Source organism: Actinosynnema sp. NPDC053489, from assembly GCF_044544865.1.
Classification (GTDB): domain Bacteria; phylum Actinomycetota; class Actinomycetes; order Mycobacteriales; family Pseudonocardiaceae; genus Actinosynnema.
The window spans coordinates 32034-48670 of sequence record NZ_JBITXT010000020.1; the positions used below are offsets into that span (position 1 = coordinate 32034).

Annotated in this window: 19 protein-coding genes; 14 read left to right on the plus strand and 5 right to left on the minus strand. The window is 73.1% G+C overall.

What is annotated here, in order from left to right; translation table 11 throughout:
• The first annotated feature begins 114 nt into the window (after positions 1-114).
• Complete coding sequence (greA, locus tag ACIGNX_RS32115; RefSeq protein ID WP_396544845.1) at positions 115-609, plus strand: transcription elongation factor GreA; 495 nt, start codon at positions 115-117, stop codon at positions 607-609.
• 57 nt (positions 610-666) lie between these two features.
• Here greA and ACIGNX_RS32120 read toward each other — a convergent pair whose 3' ends face one another.
• The gene (locus tag ACIGNX_RS32120) at positions 667-1161 is read right to left on the minus strand and encodes an Lrp/AsnC family transcriptional regulator (RefSeq protein WP_396544847.1); all 495 of its coding nucleotides are present in this window, start codon (positions 1159-1161) and stop codon (positions 667-669) included.
• A 75-nt stretch (positions 1162-1236) separates the two neighbouring features.
• On the opposite strand from ACIGNX_RS32120, the gene hppD reads away from it, so the two are divergent.
• From hppD to ACIGNX_RS32135, 3 genes are all read left to right on the plus strand, one after another.
• Complete coding sequence (gene hppD / locus ACIGNX_RS32125; RefSeq protein WP_396544849.1) at positions 1237-2418, plus strand: 4-hydroxyphenylpyruvate dioxygenase; 1182 nt, start codon at positions 1237-1239, stop codon at positions 2416-2418.
• 175 nt (positions 2419-2593) lie between these two features.
• The gene (locus ACIGNX_RS32130; protein WP_396544851.1) at positions 2594-2824 is read left to right on the plus strand and encodes a hypothetical protein; all 231 of its coding nucleotides are present in this window, start codon (positions 2594-2596) and stop codon (positions 2822-2824) included.
• 48 nt (positions 2825-2872) lie between these two features.
• Positions 2873-3145 (plus strand): DUF2277 domain-containing protein, encoded by a 273-nt coding sequence (locus tag ACIGNX_RS32135; RefSeq protein WP_396544853.1) that lies wholly within the window; start codon positions 2873-2875, stop codon positions 3143-3145.
• 267 nt (positions 3146-3412) lie between these two features.
• On the opposite strand, the gene ACIGNX_RS32140 is transcribed toward ACIGNX_RS32135, so the two are convergent.
• From ACIGNX_RS32140 to ACIGNX_RS32150, 3 genes are all read right to left on the minus strand, one after another.
• Positions 3413-4564: a cystathionine gamma-synthase gene (locus tag ACIGNX_RS32140; RefSeq protein WP_396544855.1), complete on the minus strand. Its 1152-nt coding sequence runs from the start codon at positions 4562-4564 to the stop codon at positions 3413-3415.
• Between the two features lie 95 nt (positions 4565-4659).
• A complete protein-coding gene (locus ACIGNX_RS32145) occupies positions 4660-5754 on the minus strand; it encodes an RDD family protein (RefSeq protein ID WP_396544857.1) in 1095 nt (364 codons plus the stop codon).
• A 149-nt stretch (positions 5755-5903) separates the two neighbouring features.
• Complete coding sequence (locus ACIGNX_RS32150; protein WP_396544859.1) at positions 5904-7274, minus strand: cystathionine beta-synthase; 1371 nt, start codon at positions 7272-7274, stop codon at positions 5904-5906.
• Positions 7275-7462: 188 nt separating this feature from the next.
• Here ACIGNX_RS32150 and ACIGNX_RS32155 point away from each other — a divergent pair, with 188 nt between their 5' ends.
• Together ACIGNX_RS32155 and ACIGNX_RS32160 are read left to right on the plus strand one after the other, a co-directional pair.
• Positions 7463-8683, plus strand: a complete 1221-nt coding sequence (locus ACIGNX_RS32155) for an acetyl-CoA C-acetyltransferase (protein ID WP_396544861.1) — start codon at positions 7463-7465, stop codon at positions 8681-8683.
• A gap of 58 nt (positions 8684-8741) precedes the next feature.
• The gene (locus tag ACIGNX_RS32160) at positions 8742-8963 is read left to right on the plus strand and encodes a hypothetical protein (RefSeq protein WP_396544863.1); all 222 of its coding nucleotides are present in this window, start codon (positions 8742-8744) and stop codon (positions 8961-8963) included.
• 63 nt (positions 8964-9026) lie between these two features.
• Here ACIGNX_RS32160 and ACIGNX_RS32165 read toward each other — a convergent pair whose 3' ends face one another.
• Positions 9027-9824 carry a Bax inhibitor-1/YccA family protein gene (locus ACIGNX_RS32165; protein WP_396544865.1) on the minus strand — a complete coding sequence of 266 codons (798 nt, stop codon included), beginning with the start codon at positions 9822-9824 and terminating at the stop codon, positions 9027-9029.
• Positions 9825-10073: 249 nt separating this feature from the next.
• Here ACIGNX_RS32165 and ACIGNX_RS32170 point away from each other — a divergent pair, with 249 nt between their 5' ends.
• The 8 genes from ACIGNX_RS32170 (at position 10074) to pqqB (ending at position 16620) form a co-directional block, all read left to right on the plus strand.
• On the plus strand, positions 10074-11498 hold the full coding sequence (locus ACIGNX_RS32170; protein WP_396544867.1) for a collagen binding domain-containing protein: 1425 nt from the start codon (positions 10074-10076) through the stop codon (positions 11496-11498).
• Positions 11495-12205 (plus strand): class F sortase, encoded by a 711-nt coding sequence (locus ACIGNX_RS32175; RefSeq protein ID WP_396544869.1) that lies wholly within the window; start codon positions 11495-11497, stop codon positions 12203-12205. Before ACIGNX_RS32170 ends, ACIGNX_RS32175 begins: the two co-directional genes overlap by 4 nt.
• Positions 12206-12276: 71 nt before the next feature.
• Complete coding sequence (locus tag ACIGNX_RS32180; protein ID WP_396544871.1) at positions 12277-13437, plus strand: polysaccharide deacetylase; 1161 nt, start codon at positions 12277-12279, stop codon at positions 13435-13437.
• Positions 13438-13454: 17 nt separating this feature from the next.
• Entirely contained in the window at positions 13455-13625 is a 171-nt protein-coding gene (gene pqqA / locus ACIGNX_RS32185) for a pyrroloquinoline quinone precursor peptide PqqA (protein ID WP_396544873.1), read from the plus strand.
• A gap of 164 nt (positions 13626-13789) precedes the next feature.
• The gene (gene pqqC / locus ACIGNX_RS32190) at positions 13790-14434 is read left to right on the plus strand and encodes a pyrroloquinoline-quinone synthase PqqC (protein WP_396544988.1); all 645 of its coding nucleotides are present in this window, start codon (positions 13790-13792) and stop codon (positions 14432-14434) included.
• Positions 14431-14700 carry a pyrroloquinoline quinone biosynthesis peptide chaperone PqqD gene (gene pqqD / locus ACIGNX_RS32195; RefSeq protein WP_396544875.1) on the plus strand — a complete coding sequence of 90 codons (270 nt, stop codon included), beginning with the start codon at positions 14431-14433 and terminating at the stop codon, positions 14698-14700. The genes pqqC and pqqD overlap by 4 nt, the downstream gene beginning before the upstream one ends.
• Positions 14693-15748, plus strand: coding sequence for a pyrroloquinoline quinone biosynthesis protein PqqE (gene pqqE / locus ACIGNX_RS32200; RefSeq protein WP_396544877.1), 1056 nt, complete (start codon positions 14693-14695; stop codon positions 15746-15748). The genes pqqD and pqqE overlap by 8 nt, the downstream gene beginning before the upstream one ends.
• Complete coding sequence (pqqB, locus tag ACIGNX_RS32205; RefSeq protein ID WP_396544879.1) at positions 15745-16620, plus strand: pyrroloquinoline quinone biosynthesis protein PqqB; 876 nt, start codon at positions 15745-15747, stop codon at positions 16618-16620. Before pqqE ends, pqqB begins: the two co-directional genes overlap by 4 nt.
• Positions 16621-16637: the final 17 nt, after the last annotated feature.

Here is a 16637-nt window from a genome sequence, read left to right on the forward strand (position 1 = left end):
GTGTTACTCTGGCCATTCAGCACGGCCCCGACGCGGGCCGTGTTTTTCCGTTCCGGGCTGGTGCGCCCGGGAACTGCCAGCCCACGCCGTGGGCCGGAGCAAGACGAGGAGTTGGTGACCGTGAGCGACACCGAGGTGACCTGGCTGACCCAGGAGGCCTACGACCGGCTCAAGGGGGAGCTGGACGAGATGATCGAGAATCGCCCGGTCATTGCTGCGGAGATCAACGCGCGTCGCGAGGAGGGTGACCTCCGGGAGAACGGCGGGTACCACGCGGCCCGCGAGGAGCAGGGCAAGCAGGAGGCCCGCATCCGCCAGTTGCAGGAGCTGCTGAGGGTCGCCAAGGTCGGCGAGGCGCCCACGGTGACGGGCATCGCGGCGCCCGGCATGGTGCTCACCGTCCGCTACGACGGCGACGACGAGACCGAGGAGTTCCTGCTCGCCACCCGTGAGGAGGGCGCGCACGGCGCGCTGGAGGTCTACTCCCCCTCGTCACCGCTGGGCAAGGCGTTGCTCGGCGCGAAGGAGGGCGAGGCGCGGGAGTACGAGCTGCCCAACGGCAGCACGATGAAAGTCACGCTGATCAAGGCCGTGCCGTACGCCGGCTGACCCCCAGACACCGGGAGGGCGGCCACCACGCGGGGTGGCCGCCCTTCTGCTGTCGCGTCACGTGATGCGCTCCAGCAGGGGCCGCACGCGGGGCGGGACGGGGGTCGACAGCGCGATCGACGTGGACAGCCGCTGCACGCCCGGCACGTCCACGATCGAGTCGATCACGCGCTGGAGGTCGGCGTTGGACCGGGCCACGACCCGCGCGAACAGGTCGCCGGGCCCGGTCGTCGCGTGCACCTCGCACACCTCGTTGATCGCCGCCAGGCCGCGCGCCACCTCGTGCCGCCTGCCCTGCGCGATCTCCAGCACGGCGAACGCCGTCAGCCCGTAGCCCATCGCGGCCAGGTCCAGCGCGGGCGGGAAGCCGGTCAGCACGCCCCGCGCGACGAGCCGGTCCAGGCGGGCCTGCACCGTGCCGCGGGCCACGCCGAGCCGCCGGGAGCACTCCAGCACCCCCAGCCGCGGCTCGTCGGTGAGCAGCAGCAACAGCCGCGCGTCCAGAGCGTCGACGGCCTGGTCAGAGTGTTCAGCTTGCGAGTCGGAAGCCATGGGTCACTGTACAAAACGACCAGCGAAACAAGAGACTGTTGCTCACCCTGCCCAGCCTTGCACATGCTGTGAGGCATGACGCAGCAGCTTGACGACGTGAGCTACGACCAGCTCCGCCAACTCGTGGGCTTGGTCGACTACGACGGGACGCGGGACCCGTTCCCCGTCCGCTCCATGGACGCCGTGGTGTTCGTGGTCGGCAACGCGACCCAGACGGCGTGGTTCTACCAGGTCGCCTTCGGGATGCAGCTCGTCGCGTACGCCGGACCCGAGACCGGGCAGCGGGACCACAAGTCCTTCGTGCTCAAGTCCGGCTCGGCCCGGTTCGTGATCAACGGCGGCGTGCTGCCGGACAGCCCGCTGCTCGATCACCACCGCCGGCACGGCGACGGCGTCGTGGACCTCGCGCTGGAGGTCGCCGACGTCGACAAGTGCATCGAGCACGCGCGCTCCCAGGGCGCGACCGTCCTCGAAGAGCCCCACGACGTCAGCGACGAGCACGGCACCGTGCGGCTCGCCGCCATCGCCACCTACGGCGAGACCCGCCACACCCTCGTGGACCGCTCCCGGTACCGCGGCCCGTACCTGCCCGGCTACCAGGCGCGGGAGAGCACGGTCGTGCGGCCCGAGGGCGCGCCGAAGCGGCTGTTCCAGGCGGTCGACCACTGCGTGGGCAACGTCGAGCTGGGCCGGATGGATTACTGGGTCGAGTTCTACAACCGGGTGATGGGCTTCGTGAACATGGCGGAGTTCATCGGCGACGACATCGCCACCGACTACTCGGCCCTGATGAGCAAGGTCGTCTCCAACGGCAACCACCGGGTGAAGTTCCCGCTCAACGAGCCGGCGGTCGCGAAGAAGAAGTCGCAGATCGACGAGTACCTGGAGTTCTACGAGGGCGCGGGCGTGCAGCACATCGCGCTGGCCACCAACGACATCGTGGCGACGCTGACCGCGATGCGGGCGGCGGGCGTGGAGTTCCTGGAGACGCCGGACTCCTACTACGACGACCCGGAGCTGCGGGCGCGCATCGGCGAGGTGCGCGTGCCGATCGAGGTCCTCAAGGAGCACCGCATCCTGGTCGACCGGGACGAGGACGGCTACCTGCTGCAGATCTTCACCAAGCCGATCGGCGACCGGCCGACCGTGTTCTACGAGCTGATCGAGCGGCACGGCTCGCTCGGGTTCGGCAAGGGCAACTTCAAGGCGCTGTTCGAGGCGATCGAGCGCGAGCAGGAGCGCCGGGGCAACCTCTGAGGTGTCCGCGCCGACCGGGTGGTCGGGCGTGGTGCGGTGACGGTGACGGGCCGGTCCGGGCAACCCGGGCCGGCCTCACCCGTCTTCACTGTTGACGATGCCCGTACGACGCGCTCCGGGACCGGTACCCTCGGGGCGAGGGGTGTCTCACACAGCTTTCACCTGGAGGGTGGCGATGGCGCTCGCGGCACGGGTGACCGCGGTGCTCCCGCTCGTCGGAGCGGTGGTGACGGCCGTGGCGCTGGCCGGCGCGGCCTTCTTCACCGTGGCGCACGCGGGGTGCGCCGACGGCGGCCGGTTCGTGGAGCGCGACGGCGTGGTGGAGTTCGTCGGCGGGTGCGTGGACTCGCACGAGCTGCCCGCCGTGCCGCGGGTGGAGAACGCCGGGTACGACGTGAAGCCCTGACACCCCGAAGCCCTGACGCCGTTCGCCGGCATGGGTGATAGTGGAGCCATGTGTCGCAACATCAGGGTGCTCCACAACTTCGAACCGCCCGCGAGCGAGGACGAGGTCCGTGCGGCGGCGGTCCAGTACGTGCGCAAGGTGAGCGGGTCGACGCGCCCGTCGGCGGCGAACCAGGAGGCGTTCGACGCCGCCGTGGAGGCCGTCGCCGAGGCGACCCGCGTGCTGCTGGAGGCGCTGGTCACCAACGCCCCGCCGCGTGACCGCGAGGTCGAGGCCGCCAAGGCCCGCGAACGCAACGCCGCCCGCTTCGGCCCCCGCTGACCGCGAGAGTCCAACGTCCGGACCGCGAGAGTCCAACCTTCAGGCCGCGAGAGTCCTACGTCCAGAGCCCGAGAGTCCAACGCTCAGAGCACCTGAGTTGAACGTTCGGCACAGAGCGAGCCCCGCGCCGTGGCGGCCGGGCACGGGGCTCGGGTGCGCTGAGCGTTGAACTCAGGTGCTCTGAACGTAGGACTCTCGAAGGCCGAACGTAGGACTCACGCGAGCTGGGGGTTGGACTCTCGACGGTTGAGCGTTGGACTCTCGCGGTCAGGTGAGGGCGGTGTGGAGGTCGGTGACCAGGTCGTCGGGGGATTCGATGCCCACGGAGAGGCGCACCAGGTCGGACGGGACCTCCAGCAGGGAGCCAGCGGTGCTCGCGTGGGTCATCCGGCCCGGGTGCTCGATCAGCGACTCGACGCCGCCCAGCGACTCCGCCAGGGTGAACAGGCGGGTGCGGGAGCACACGCGCAGCGCCGCCTCCTCGCCGCCTTCCACGGTGAACGACACCATGCCGCCGAACCGGCGCATCTGCTTGGCCGCCACCTCGTGGCCGGGGTGGTCGGCCAGGCCCGGGTAGTACACGCGGGTCACCTTCGGGTGCCGCAGCAGCGCCTCGACGACCTTCTCGGCGTTGTCCGAGTGCTTCTCCATGCGCACTTCGAGCGTCTTGATGCCGCGCAGCGTCAACCACGCGTCGAACGGCCCCGGCACGGCCCCCGCGCCGTTCTGCAGGAACCCGAACTGGGCGTCCAGGTCGTCGTCCGACGTCACCAGCGCGCCGCCGACGACGTCCGAGTGCCCGCCGACGTACTTGGTGGTCGAGTGCAGCACGACGTCCGCGCCCAGCTCCAGCGGGTTCTGCAGGTACGGCGAGGCGAACGTGTTGTCCACCACGAGCCGCGCGCCCGCCGAGTGCGCCACCTCCGCCAGCAGGGCGATGTCGGCGATGTTGAGCAGCGGGTTGGTCGGCGTCTCGATCCACACCACCCTGGTGTTCGGCCGGATCGCCGCGCGCACCGCGGCCACGTCGTGCAGCGGGGCCGGCGTGTGCTCGACGCCCCAGTGCGACAGCACCTTGTCGATCAGCCGGAACGTGCCGCCGTACGCGTCGTTCGGGATGACGACGTGGTCGCCGGGACGGCACAGCGCGCGCAGGGCCGTGTCGCTCGCGGCCATGCCCGAGGCGAACGCGCGGGCGTGCCGGCCGCCTTCGAGCGCGGCCAGGCACTCCTGCAGGGCGGCCCGCGTCGGGTTGCCGGTGCGGGAGTACTCGAACCCGCCGCGCAGCCCGCCCACGCCGTCCTGCGCGTAGGTGGAGGTGGCGTGGATCGGCACGATCACCGAACCCGTCGTGGGGTCGGGGTCCTGCCCGGCGTGGATGGCCCTGGTGGCGAAGCCGAGGTGGCCGGTGTCCGTCATGGCCCTAGGGTACGGCGGGCGAAAGCGCAACCGCCCGTCGGCCGGTTGGTCGACGGGCGGTCGGGTGAATCCGGTTGGTCCCGGAGGGGGCTAGCTCACCACTGCTGCGGCGGCTGCTGGCCGTACGGGTTCTGCTGCGGCTGGCCGTACGGGTTGGCCGCGGGCGGCTGGCCGTAGGGGTTGGGCTGCTGCTGCCCGTACCCGCCGCCGGTCGGGTAGCCACCGGAGCCCTCGGGCGCGTTGACCACGACCGTGCCCATGATCTTGTCGGCCCACGTCTGCTTCTTGGCCTCCCACAGCGGGGCGAACCAGCCCGCGTAGCAGGGCAGCGAGTCGACGAAGTGGCACAGGTGGCGGACGAAGGCGTTGCCGAAGCCGATCGGCTGCCCCGTCTCCTCCTTGATGAGCTTGACCTTGGCGATCTTCTTGCCCATGGACTGGCCGGTGGTGCCCGCCAGGTACCAGGAGTTGTAGATCAGGAAGCCGATGAGGCCGACGTAGGCCACGCCGGTGAGGATCAGCGTGATCGTCGGGTCGCCCGTGGCCGAGCCGATGCCGGCCAGGATGCCGACGACGAGGCCGGGCGCGAGGTAGTCGATCAGCGCGCCGACCGCGCGGTTTCCCCACTCCGCGTAACCGCCCGCGGGCGCGCCGTAGGCGGGCTGGGCCGGGTAGCCGGGCTGGACGCCCCACGCCTGCTGCTGCGGCTGGCCGTACGGGTTCGACACCGGGGCCTGGCCGTAGGGGTTGGACGGCGGCTGCTGGCCGTACGGGTTGACCTGGGGCTGACCGTACGGGTTGGACGGCGGCTGCCCGTACGGCTGCTGGCCGTACTGGGGCGGCTGCTGGCCGTAGGGCGGGGGCTGCTGCGCCGGGAACGCACCGGAACCGGGCTGCTGCGCCGGGAACGCGCCGGAGCCGGGCTGCTGCGCCGGCTGGCCGTACGGGTTGGACGGCGGCTGCTGCGCCGCGCCCGGCGGCACGACCTGCGTCGCCTCCGAGCTCGGCTGCTGCTGGCCGGAGGACACGACCTGGGTCGCCTCCGGCGGCGGGAAAGCAGGGGACTGGCCGCCGCCGCTCGGGACGACCTGGGTCGCGTCGGCGGCGTTCGGGGGCTGGGCACCCTGCCCCTGCTCCTGCTGGTTGTGACCGCCGAACTGCTGGTTCCCTGGCGGCTGCGGAGCGTTCATCGGAGTTTCCAACCCCCTTGGCACGGGCCGTAGGCGTATGAGTCGGTGGCCAACGCTAGCGGATGGCACGCCCCTGGCCACGCGCAACCGGTCAACCCGTCCCATTCCGAGACCGGAACGGGACGGGTCGACGTCCGGGGGTCGACCGGTCAGCGACCGGCGAGGAAACCGAGGATGTCCTGGCGGGTGACCACGCCCGCCGGCTTGCCGTCGTCCAGCACCAGCGCACCGTCCGCTGAGGACAGTGCCGCCATCGCGGAGCTGATCGACTCGCCGGCGCCGATCGTGGGCAGCTTCAACGACATGTGGCGGTCCAGCCGGTCGGTCAGCTGGGCCTTGCCGGTGAACAGCGCGTCGAGCAGGTCGCGCTCGTTGACCGCGCCGGCGACCTCGGCCGCCATCACGGGCGGCTCGGCGTTGACGACGGGCATCTGGGACACGCCGTACTCGCGCATGATCGCGACGGCCTCGGCGACCGTCTCGTTGGGGTGGCCGTGCACGAGGTCGGGCATCGTGCCGTCCTTGCGCCGCAGCACGTCGCCGACGGTCGCGCCGGACGTGTCGGGCGACAGGAAGCCGTACTGCGCCATCCACTTGTCGTTGAAGACGCTGGACAGGTAGCCGCGCCCGCCGTCGGGCAGCAGCACCACGATCACGTCGTCCGGCCCCGCGCCCTCGGCCACCCGCAGCGCCGCCGCGACGGCCATGCCGCACGAGCCGCCGACGAGCAGCCCCTCCTCGCGGGCGAGCCGCCGGGTGATCTCGAACGAGTCCGCGTCGCTCACCGCGACGATCTCGTCGCACACCGTGCGGTCGTAGGCGTCGGGCCAGAAGTCCTCGCCGACGCCCTCGACGAGGTACGGCCGGCCGGTGCCGCCGGAGTAGACCGAGCCCTCGGGGTCCGCGCCGATGATCTTCACGCGGCCCTCGGACACCTCCTTGAGGTACCGGCCCGTGCCGGAGATCGTGCCGCCGGTGCCGACGCCCGCGACGAAGTGCGTCACGCGGCCCTCGGTCTGCCGCCAGATCTCCGGGCCGGTGCCGTGGTAGTGGCTGGCCGGGTTCTCCGGGTTGGCGTACTGGTTGGGCTTCCACGCGCCGGGGATCTCGGCGACCAGGCGGTCGGAGACGTTGTAGTAGGAGTCGGGGTGCTCGGGCGCGACCGCCGTCGGGCACACCACGACCTCGGCGCCGTAGGCCTTGAGGACGTTGCGCTTGTCGACGCTGACCTTGTCCGGGCACACGAAGACGCACCGGTAGCCCTTGCGCTGGGCCACGAGGGCCAGGCCGACGCCGGTGTTGCCCGACGTGGGCTCGACGATCGTGCCACCGGGCTTGAGCTCGCCGCTGCGCTCGGCCGCCTCGACCATGCGCAGCGCGATGCGGTCCTTCACGCTGCCGCCGGGGTTGAGGTACTCGACCTTGGCCAGGATGAGCGGCCGGCGGCCCTCGGCCACCGCGTTCAGCTTCACCAGCGGCGTGTTCCCGACCAGGTCTACGACGCTCTCGACGTACTCCACGACGGACCTTCCACTTCTTGAGATGACGCGGTGAGGGTATCCCGGTGGCGGGCGGATCGGCCCGGTGGACGAGGGGCGGTGCGGCGGGCGACGCCGCGCGGCGTCGTTCGTCACGAGTGGTGGCCGCGCTGAACGGGCGTTAACTAGGCTTCACGTCACACGTTGCGGCGAAACAAAGGAGTTCCGTAATGCCTGAGGCCGTGATCGTCTCCGCCGCCCGGTCGCCCATCGGGCGCGCCGGCAAGGGCTCGCTGAAGGACGTGCGCGCCGACGACCTGACCGTGCAGGTCGTCAAGGCCGCGCTGGCGAAGGTGCCGCAGCTCGACCCGAACGACATCGACGACCTCATGCTCGGCTGCGGCCTGCCCGGCGGCGAGCAGGGCTTCAACATGGGCCGCGTGGTGTCCGTGCTGGCCGGCTACGACACCCTGCCCGGCACGACCGTGACCCGCTACTGCGCGTCCAGCGTGCAGACCACCCGGATGGCGCTGCACGCCATCAAGGCGGGCGAGGGCGACGTGTTCATCAGCGCCGGCGTCGAGACGGTGTCCAGCTTCGCCCGCGGGTCGTCCGACTCGTGGCCGGACACCCACAACCCGCTGTTCGCCGACGCCGAGGCCCGGTCGGCGGCCGTCGCGCAGTCCGGCGCGTCGGAGTGGGTCGACCCGCGCGCGAACGGGCAGCTGCCCGACATCTACATCGCCATGGGCCAGACCGCGGAGAACCTCGCGCTGGCCAAGGGCGTGACCCGGCAGGAGATGGACGAGTTCGGCGTGCGGTCGCAGAACCTCGCCGAGAAGGCCATCGCCAACGGCTTCTGGGCCCGCGAGATCACGCCCGTGACGCTGCCCGACGGCACCGTCGTGTCGGCCGACGACGGCCCCCGGGCGGGCGTCACGATCGAGGGCGTGTCGGCGCTCAAGCCGGTCTTCAGGCCCGACGGCCGCGTCACGGCGGGCAACTGCTGCCCGCTCAACGACGGCGCGGCGGCCCTCGTGGTCATGAGCGACGTCAAGGCCAAGGAGCTGGGCATCACGCCGCTGGCCCGGATCGTGTCCACCGGCGTGTCCGGCCTGTCGCCCGAGATCATGGGCCTCGGGCCGGTCGAGGCGTCGAGGCGGGCGCTGGCGCTGGCCGGGATGTCGATCTCGGACATCGACCTGGTGGAGATCAACGAGGCGTTCGCGGCGCAGGTCATCCCGTCCTACCGGGACCTGGGCATCGACCTGGACCGCCTCAACGTCAACGGCGGCGCGATCGCCGTGGGCCACCCGTTCGGCATGACCGGCGCGCGGATCACCACCACGCTGATCAACTCGCTGCAGTTCCACGACAAGCAGTTCGGCCTGGAGACCATGTGCGTCGGCGGCGGCCAGGGCATGGCGATGGTCCTCGAGCGGCTGAGCTGAGCCGAGCCGCGTCGCGCGCGTCGTCACCCCGGCCCTACCCTTGCCGGGGGAGGTCGGGGTGACGATGCCGTACGCGTGGTGGCACAGCGGCTACGACGAGCTGTGCCACGCCTTCGCCGCGGAGCAGCGCTCGGAGGCGTTCTTCGAGGCCGCCTGCGCCCACTCGGTGCCGCCGACCCTGGTGGTGCGGTCGCCGAGCGGGGCGCTGTGCCCGCGGTGCCTGGTCGAGGTCGGCTCCGCCCTGGACGACCGGCACGACGACCTGCGCTGGCGCGACTGACCCCGGGAACGCGCGAGGGCGCCCCGACCGGGGTCGGGACGCCCTCGCGGTGAGCCGGTGGCGCTAGTCGTTCTGGAAGTAGGACAGCAGGCGCAGGATCTCCAGGTACAGCCAGACGAGCGTCGTCATCAGGCCGAACGCGGCGAGCCAGGCGTACTTCGCGGGCATCGCGGCCCGGATCATCTCGTTGGCCGCCTCGAAGTCCAGCAGGAAGCTGAACGCGGCGATGCCGATGACGACCAGGCTGAACACGATCGCCAGCGTGCCGCCGTCGCGCAGCCCCATGTTGACGCCGAACAGGCCCATCACCAGGTTGGCGAGCATGAGCACGGCCGCGCCCACGGTCGCGCCGATGATCCACTTGGTCAGGCGCGGGGTGACGCGGATCGCACCCGTCTTGTAGACCACGAGCATCGCGGCGAACACGCCGAACGTGCCCAGGATCGCCTGCCAGGCGATGCCCGGGAAGATCGCCTCGAACACGCCGGTCAGCGCGCCGAGGAAGACGCCCTCGGCGGCGGAGTAGGCGAGCACCAGGGGGCCGCTGGGCGTGCGCTTGAAGATGACGACCAGGGCCAGGACCAGGCCCAGGATCATGCCCGGCAGGGCCAGCGCGAACGGCTGGACCTGGCCGGAGAGCACCAGCCACGCGGAGATGAAGCCGGTGACCAGGGCGACGCCGAGCGTCGTGGCCGTCTTGGTCACCACGTCGTCGATCGTGATCGGGCGCTCGCCGGTGGTCGGCGGCGCCTGCTGGTAGCCGCCGTACTGCTGCGCCTGGTACGGCTGGCCGAAACCTGCGTAGTTACCGCTACCGCCGGTCGGCAGGTTGCGGAACGCGGGGTTGCTGGTGGTACGCACCTCGTCCTCCTGTGGCGTGCTGACGCCGTCACGGGGTTCAACGACCACACGAGTCGATCGGTTCCCGTCGGGTAAAAGCAACTTTACTCGGACTGTCGATCGCGGATCCACACCCCGCGTGCGGAGCGTAGCCGCCGGTTCCACCCCCCTGGTGGCTTGTCGACGTGATCTCCGACCCGTAAGGCTCAGTGCCGGCAGCTCTCACCTACCGGCGACGCCCACCGGCTCGCCCGAGGGGTTCAGGACATCATGGTGTGGAGACGACTCGCCGGCGCGGTGCTCGCCGCCGGTCTGGCCCTGCTCGCCGCGCCCGCCGCGGGGGCGCAGCCGGCCGCGGTCGAGCGGGGACCGGGGCACGAGACCGACCCGCAGGGGTACCGGGGGAAACCGGCGGGCGGCGACTGGCTCGGCGCGTACAAGTGGCGCGGTCAGCAGGTGTGGTGCGTGCAGTACTCGCTGCTCGCGCCCGACAGCAACGTGGAGTACCGCGACGGTGACGAGCTGCTGTCCAAGGGCGGCTCGCGGCTGCCCGACGACGTGGCGGGCAGCATCTCGTACCTCCTGTTGAGGTACGCGAACACCCAGTCGAACGACGAGGCGGCGGCGCTGGCGCACCTGCTGCACACGTGGACGGCGTACGAGGACCCCGCCAAGGGCATCTCCCTCGACCCGAACAGCGACTTCCGCCACATCGCCTACAACGCCGACTTCCACTTCCGGCAGCTCGGCCGGTTCGGCCAGGCGCAGCAGGCGGTGGGTCGGCTGGAGGCCGAGGCGGCGGCCAACCGCGGCCCCTGGTCGGTCAAGGTGAGCGCTCCGGAGAAGGAGCAGGTCATCGGCACGCCCGACACGTGGGTGGTGGACGTCACCAAGACCGACGGCGGCCAGGTCGCCGGCGCGCCGGTGAGCGTCGAGCTGACCGACGCGACGCTGGAGGGCGGCGGTGGCGCCGGCGGGGAGCTGGCCACGCCCACCGACGGCAAGGCGCTGGCGGTGCAGGTCGTGCCGACCGGCCCGAACCCGTCGGTGACGGTGAAGCTGGACAGCCCGGCCGACCGGCCCAAGGTGCACGTCCCGGCCAACACCGACATGCAGCGGATCGTCACCACGGGCGGCGAGAAGAAGCTGACCGCGAACGCCTCGACCACGGCGAAGACCCCGCCGGGCGTGGTGAAGGTCGCCAAGACCGACGCCGAGACCGGCAAGGCGATCGCGGGCGTGGCGCTGAAGGTCACCGCGGCCGACGGCACGTCCCCGGCCAAGCGCCAGGACGACGGCAACCTGACCGGCCCCGAGGGCGCGCCGCTGGTGCTGCAGACCTCCGCCGACGGCACCGCCGAGGTGCCGGACCTGCGCACCCCGCAGGAGGTGTGCCTGGTCGAGGTGGCGCCCGCCAAGGGCTACGAGGAGTTCTTCGACCCGAACGCGCCGCCCAAGGTGTGCGGGACGGTCGAGGCCGGGCAGACGCTGGCCCTGGCGCTGACCAACAAGCCGGACAAACCGATCGTGCCGATCACCATCCCGGCCGGCTCCGAGGGCGCGGGCGTGGTGGCGAAGGCCGCCTACACCAGCGAGGTGTCGACCGGCGCGCTGATCGGGTTCGGCGGCGTGGTCCTGCTCGGCGCGGCCCTGCTCGGCGCGGTCGTGCGGCGGCGGGTGACCGCGCGGTCGTGAAGGCACTGCTGACCGGCGCGGCGGTGGCGGCCCTGGTCGCCTCCGCCGCGCTCGTGTCCACCCAGACCCCCGACGTGGCGCTGGCGGGCCGGCCGGTCCCCGGTGACGCCGTGGTGCCCCACCCGCTGGGCGACAGCGCGCGGTCCGGGCGGGGCGTCGACCTGGCCGGGATGCCGGTCGGGGCGAACCGGCCCGGGTCGGCGCCGCCGGCCGCGGGCACCACGCCCGCTTCCCCGCCCGCTCCCCCTCCCGACGCGCCGCCCGGGCAGCGGCCCGGGACCGTGCGGCTGCCCGCCGGCGGGTCGGCGACGCTGGTCCGCTCGGAGGTCACCGCGGCGGGCGTGCTGCCGATCCCGGAGGCGCTGGGCGAGGCCACCTGGTGGGGCGTGGACCTCGGCGCGGCCGAGGGCGCGACCGTGCTGGCGGGCCACGTGAACTGGAAGGGCCTGACCGGGCCGTTCGACGAGCTGTGGCGGGCCCGGGCGGGGCAGGACGTGACCGTGGTCGACACCGCGGGCCGCACGTTCCGGTTCCGGGTGGCCAGGGTCGAGACGGTCCGCAAGGACGACCTGCCGTCCCGGGCGGTCGAGCTGTTCGGGCCGCGCGGCGAGCGCCGGCTGGTGCTGGTGACCTGCGGCGGGCGGTGGGTCGGCGGTGCGACCGGGTACGAGGAGAACCAGGTGGTGACCGCGACCCCGGTCACGTGAGGCCGGTGACGTGAGGCCACCGTCTCGTCACGCGGAGGCAACCTCCGGCCGCGCCCCGTCGTCTTGAGGTCGTGAAGCAGCGATGGGGCCGGCTGAGCACGGGTGTCGCGCTGGCGCTGACCCTGGTGGTGCTGGCGGTGCTGGGGGCGCGCGATCCCGGGCCCGGTCACGACGTGGGCGACCTGGCCGCGCCGCTGCCCATGGCGCCGCGCACCACCGGCGGCACCAGCGCCGCCGCCGCGCCGACCGTGCCCGCCCCCGCCTCGCCGCCGTCGTGGATGCGGCGGATGACGCCGGGCGAGAAGCCGCCGCAGTTCGTGCTGTTCTCCTTCGACGGAGCGGCGTCCAAGCCGCACTGGGACCGGATCATGCCGCTGGCGCGGCGGTCCGACGCGCACGTCACCGGCCTGCTGTCGGGGGTGTACCTGGTGGCCGACCAGGACGCCGCCCGCTACGCCGGGCCCGGTCACGCCGCCGGGTACTCGTCCATCGGGTTCGGCGGCAGCCGCGCGGACGTGGCGCTGCGCATCGAGTACCTCAACGCCGCCCTCGCCGCGGGCCACGAGATCGGCACCCACTACAACGGCCACTTCTGCGTGGGCGACGAGCCGAACGTGGGCACGTGGAGCACCGAGCAGTGGAACCGCGAGCTGGACCAGTTCTTCGCGATCCTGGAGCGGGCCCGGGGCCAGGGGTTCGCGCTCGACCCGGCGGCGGTGCGGGGCGGTCGCACGCCGTGCCTGGAGGGCGACTGGGGCCAGGCGTTCCCGGCGATGCGCGGCCACGGCCTGGTCTACGACACCAGCCAGGTGAGCCTGGGCGTCGTGTGGCCGTACGCGCACGAGGGCGTGTGGGAGTTCCCGATGCCGGAGGTGCGCGTGCCGGCGCTGGGCAAGCAGGTCGTGATGATGGACTTCAACCTCTGGTACGCGCTCAACGGCGCGAAGGACGAGCCGGACCGGGCCGGCGACTACACCCGGATCGTGCTGGACACCTACCGCTCGGTGTACCAGGCCGCGCTCAACGGCAACCGCGCGCCGGTGGTGATCGGCAACCACTTCAACGAGTGGGCCGGCGGGGCGTTCGGCAACGCGGTGGAGGGGTTCCTCGGCGAGGTGTGTGTCAAGCCCGAAACGGTGTGCGCCACCTATACGGAGGTGATCCAGTGGATGCAGTTGCAGGATCCGGCGGTGCTGGAACAGTTGAGGCGCATGCCCGCCGCCCGCAACTAGCGTCCGAGGAGTAGCGCATGAACACGGAGTCCACGAGCCCCGGGTACACGGGCACCGGGTCCGTGAGCACCGGGTCCGTGAGCACCGGGTCCGCGAGCACCGGGCCGGAGAAGCGCCCCTGGGTGGAGCCCGACTTCCGGGACGTCGACACCCCGATGGAAGTCACCGCCTACGCCGCTCGCGGCTGATCCCCCGACGCCGCCGCGCCGTCCCGGGGTCACCGGGGGCGCGGCGCGCCCGCGTTCGTCGAGAGGTGCCCGCCGCCGTGCCCGTGCTGTCCCGCCCCGAACCGCCCGCGACGCCCGTCCCCGCACCGCCCGCGCTCCAGGGTGCCGCCGAGTTCACCGCGCGCCTGCGCGGCCTCGCGCCCCGCTACTGGGACCGCCACCCGTTCCACCTCCGGCTGCACGAGGGCCGGCTCCGCCCGGACGAGCTGCGGCTCTGGGCCGCCAACCGCTGGTACTACCAGCGGGCGATACCGCGCAAGGACGCGGCGATCCTCGCCAACTGCCCGGACGTCGAGGTCCGCCGGGTGTGGCGCGAGCGGATCGTCTGGCACGACGGCGGCGGGCCCGGCGAGGGCGGCGCGGAGGACTGGCTGCGGCTGGCCGAGGCCGTCGGGCTGACCCGCGAGGAGGTGCTGGACGAGCGGCACGTGCTGCCCGGCACCCGGTTCGCCGTGGACGCCTACGTCACCTTCGCCCGCACCCGCCCGTGGGTGGAGGCGATCGCGTCCGGGCTGACCGAGATGTTCTCCCGCGACCTGATGGCGCGGCGGCTGGTGGACATGCGCGAGCACTACCCGTGGATCGCCGAGGGGGGCTTCGCCTACTTCACCTCGCGGCTCCGGGTGATCGCCGACGAGGGCCGGTCCACGCTGGACCTGGTGGTGCGCCACTGCCGCACGCGCGAGCAGCAGGAGGCCGCGGTCGCCGCGCTCGCGTTCAAATGCGACGTGCTGCGGGCGGTGCTCGACGCCGTGGACTACCACTCGTGAGCGGGCTCGACGCGGTGCCCCGGCTGCGGCGGGGCGTGAGGACGGCCTACGACGGGACGCGGGCCGGCCACGTGGTGCTGTTCCCCGAGGGCGTGCTGGTGCTCAACGAGACGGCGGCGGCCGTGGTCGGGCTGTGCGACGGCCGCACGTCCGTCGGGGGCATCGCCCGCCTGCTGGCCGAGCGGTTCGACGGCGTGCGGGTCGGGGACGTGGTCCGGCTCGTCGACCGGCTCGCGGCGCGGCGGGTGGTGGACGTCGGTGGCTGACGCGCCGTTCGGGCTGCTCGCCGAGCTGACCCACCGGTGCCCGCTGCGCTGCGGGTACTGCGCCAACCCCGTCGACCTCGTCGGCCGCGGCGACGAGCTGGACACGGCGACGTGGTGCTCGGTGTTCGACCAGGCGCGCGCGTTGGGCGTGCTGCAGGTGCACCTGTCGGGCGGTGAGCCGCTGGCCCGCCGGGACCTGCCGGAGCTGGTCGCCCACGCGGCCGGCCTGGGCTGCTACGTGAACCTGGTGACCAGCGGGGTCGGGCTGACCGCCGAGCGGCTGGCCCGGCTGCCCGGGGTGGACCACGTGCAGCTGTCCGTGCAGGACGCCGACGAGGCGGGCGCGGACCGGATCGCCGGGGTGCGGGCGTCCGCCGCCAAGGTCCGCGCCGCCGGCGCGGTCCGGGCCGCCGGGCTGCCGCTGACCGTCAACGTGGTGCTGCACCGGCTGAACCTCGACCGGGTCGAGGCGATCGTCGGGCTCGCCGAGCGGATGGGCGCGGACCGGCTGGAGCTGGCCAACACCCAGTACTACGGCTGGGCGCTGCGCAACCGGGCGGCGCTGCTGCCGACGCGGGAGCAGCTCGCGCGGGCCGACGAGGTGGTGGCCGCCGCCCGGGCGGGCACCGGCATGGAGATCGTCCACGTGGTCGCCGACCACCACGAGGCCCACCCCAAGCCGTGCATGCACGGGTGGGGCGCGCGTCAGCTCACGGTCACGCCCGGCGGCGACGTGCTGCCGTGCCCGGCGGCGGGCGTGATCGACGGGCTGGGCGTGGAGAACGTGCGGGACCGGCCGCTGGCCGACATCTGGCACGACTCCCCCGCGTTCACCGCCTACCGGGGCTTCGACTGGATGCGCGAGCCGTGCCGGTCGTGCGCCCGCCGGGAGGTGGACCTCGGCGGCTGCCGCTGCCAGGCGTTCCAGCTCACGGGCGACGCGGCGGCGACCGACCCGGTGTGCGCGCTGTCGCCGCACCGCGGGCTGGTCGACGCGATCCTGGCGGGCGCGCCGGGCGAGGTGGCGCACCGGGCGGTCGTGCGGTGAAGGTCGTCGTGCTCGGCACGGCCGCCGGCGGCGGTGTGCCGCAGTGGAACTGCGCGTGCGGGCCGTGCGCCTCGGTGCGGGCGGGGCGGGCGCCGGCGCGCACGCAGGACTCGCTGGCCGTCACCGGCGACGGCACGCGGTGGTGGCTGGTCAACGCCTCGCCGGACCTGGGCGCGCAGCTCGCCGCCACGCCCGCGCTGGCGCCCGGTCCCGGGCCGAGGGACACGCCGGTGGCGGGGGTGCTGCTGACCGACGCCGAGCTGGACCACGTGCTGGGCCTGGCGGTGCTGCGGGGCGCGCCCGGCCTGGCCGTCCACGCGACCGGGACCGCGCTGCGCGCCCTCGCGCCCACGCGGGAGGTGCTGGCGACCTACGCCGACTGGGCGTGGTGCGAGGTGGCGCCGGAGCGGCCGTTCGCGCTCGCGGGCGGGCTGGAGGTCACCGCGTTCGGCGTCAGCGGCAAGCGGCCCCGGTACGCCGCCGACTCGCCCGCGGCGGACCCGTGGGTGGTGGCCTACCGGTTCCGCGACCCGGCCACCGGGGGCGTGCTGCTCTACGCGCCGTGCCTGGCGGCGTGGCCGCCCGGGCTGGGCGCGCTGGTCGCCGAGGCGGACGTGGCGCTGCTGGACGGCACGTTCCACGCGCCGGCGGAGCTGGGCCCGGTCACCGGCCGGTCGGGCGGGCAGGCCGCGATGGGCCACCTGCCGATCGCGCACAGCCTGCCGGAGCTGCGCGGGCACGCGGCGACCAGGCGGATCTACACCCACCTCAACAACACCAACCCGGTGCTCGACCCCTCCTCGCCGGAACGCGCGGAGGTCGTCGCGGCGGGCGTGGAGGTCGTCCCGGACGGCACGGTGATCACCCTCTGAACCCGATATTGGGGGGT

Excerpts from the sequence above, each read along its gene's own strand:
- ACIGNX_RS32140 (WP_396544855.1), bottom strand. The coding sequence starts at position 4,564 with ATGACGGACACCGGCCACCTCGGCTTCGCCACCAGGGCCATCCACGCC.
- ACIGNX_RS32170 (WP_396544867.1), top strand. The coding sequence starts at position 10,074 with ATGGTGTGGAGACGACTCGCCGGCGCGGTGCTCGCCGCCGGTCTGGCC.
- pqqA (WP_396544873.1), top strand. The coding sequence starts at position 13,455 with ATGAACACGGAGTCCACGAGCCCCGGGTACACGGGCACCGGGTCCGTG.
- ACIGNX_RS32155 (WP_396544861.1), top strand. The coding sequence starts at position 7,463 with ATGCCTGAGGCCGTGATCGTCTCCGCCGCCCGGTCGCCCATCGGGCGC.
- ACIGNX_RS32130 (WP_396544851.1), top strand. The coding sequence starts at position 2,594 with ATGGCGCTCGCGGCACGGGTGACCGCGGTGCTCCCGCTCGTCGGAGCG.
- hppD (WP_396544849.1), top strand. The coding sequence starts at position 1,237 with ATGACGCAGCAGCTTGACGACGTGAGCTACGACCAGCTCCGCCAACTC.
- ACIGNX_RS32135 (WP_396544853.1), top strand. The coding sequence starts at position 2,873 with ATGTGTCGCAACATCAGGGTGCTCCACAACTTCGAACCGCCCGCGAGC.
- ACIGNX_RS32120 (WP_396544847.1), bottom strand. The coding sequence starts at position 1,161 with ATGGCTTCCGACTCGCAAGCTGAACACTCTGACCAGGCCGTCGACGCT.
- ACIGNX_RS32145 (WP_396544857.1), bottom strand. The coding sequence starts at position 5,754 with ATGAACGCTCCGCAGCCGCCAGGGAACCAGCAGTTCGGCGGTCACAAC.